Below are 1,383 nucleotides of genomic sequence, written 5' to 3'. Positions count from 1 at the left end.
GATCGTGTCCCACCAAGTGGTGTAACTGAGCGCCGCCAGAAACGCCGTCAGGCGTGAGAGAGGACGGCCACCGTGGTTTCCGGCTAGGTTGAGCTTGCCAACCAAACCATCACCGGAGAAACCACGATGACCAAGCACACTATCGCACTGGATGAGCTGGCCGAGAAAGGCCCGGATGCCGACCTGCTCCGGCACATGATCCAGTTCGTCGCCCAGCGCCTGATGGAGCTCGATGTGGAGACGCGCTGCGGTGCCGGCTACGGCATCAAGAGCGAGGAGCGCAGCAACAGCCGCAATGGCTACCGGGATCGCCTGTGGCAGACCCGGGCCGGCGACGTCGAACTGCGCATTCCCAAGCTGCGTCAGGGCAGCTATTTCCCGCCTTTCCTGGAACCCCGGCGCACAGCCGAGAAGGCGCTGGCGGCGGTGATCCAGGAGGCCTATGTGCAGGGCGTCTCGACCCGCTCGGTCGATGAGCTGGTGCAGGCCATGGGCATGAGCGGCATCTCCAAGAGTCAGGTGTCGCGCCTGGCAGGCGAGATCGACGAGCGCGTCCATGCCTTCCTCGACCGCCCCATCGAGGGCGACTGGCCCTACCTGTGGATCGACGCCACCTACGTCAAGGTGCGCGAGGCCGGACGCATCGTCTCGGTAGCGGTCATAATCGCCGTGGCGGTGAATACCGATGGCGTGCGCGAGGTGTTGGGCATGCGGGTCGGGCCCTCGGAGGCCGAGCCGTTCTGGACCGACTTCCTGCGCAGCCTGATGCGCCGTGGCCTGCGCGGGGTGAAGCTGGTCATCTCCGATGCCCACGAAGGGCTCAAGGCGGCCGTGGCCAAAGTGCTGAAGGCGACCTGGCAACGCTGCCGGGTGCATTTCATGCGCAACGCCCTGGCGCATGTCGGCAAGGGCCAGCGAACCATGGTGGCCGCGCTGCTGCGCACGGTATTCGCCCAGGATTGCGAGGACGAGGCCCGGCGGCAATGGCGCGTCGTGGCGGATCAGCTGCGCGAGCGCTTCCCGAAGATTGCTCGGCTGATGGATGGCTGTGAAGACGAGGTGCTGGCTCACATGGGCTTCCCCAAGGCGCACCGGCAGCAGATCCACAGCACCAACCCGCTGGAGCGGCTGAACGCCGAGATCAAGCGGCGCACCGACGTGGTAGGCATCTTCCCCAACGACGCCGCCATCGTCCGCCTGGTCGGGGCGATGCTGCTGGAGCAGAACGACGAATGGAGCCTGCAACGCCGCTACATGCAGCTTGAGGGACTGCAATCGCTCAGTGACAATCAACCTGCTCGGCTATCCGCTGTGATCAGCTGAGCCCCCGCAGACTCGACTGCCAGAGCCATGGCAGTTACACCACTTCCCGGGACACGATCC

At 65.4% G+C, this 1,383-nt stretch carries 1 protein-coding gene; it reads left to right on the top strand.

Annotated elements, in window-relative coordinates:
• The first annotated feature begins 126 nt into the window (after window positions 1–126).
• A complete protein-coding gene (locus tag BHD08_RS22895) occupies window positions 127–1,323 on the top strand; it encodes an IS256 family transposase (RefSeq protein ID WP_125025258.1) in 1,197 nt (398 codons plus the stop codon).
• Window positions 1,324–1,383: the final 60 nt, after the last annotated feature.

The sequence above is a fragment of the Pseudomonas sp. SCT genome (assembly GCF_003864275.1).
Lineage (GTDB): Bacteria > Pseudomonadota > Gammaproteobacteria > Pseudomonadales > Pseudomonadaceae > Stutzerimonas > Stutzerimonas stutzeri_AE.
Note: the sequence above shows the minus strand (reverse complement) of the source record. Positions and strands in the feature narration are given on the sequence as shown.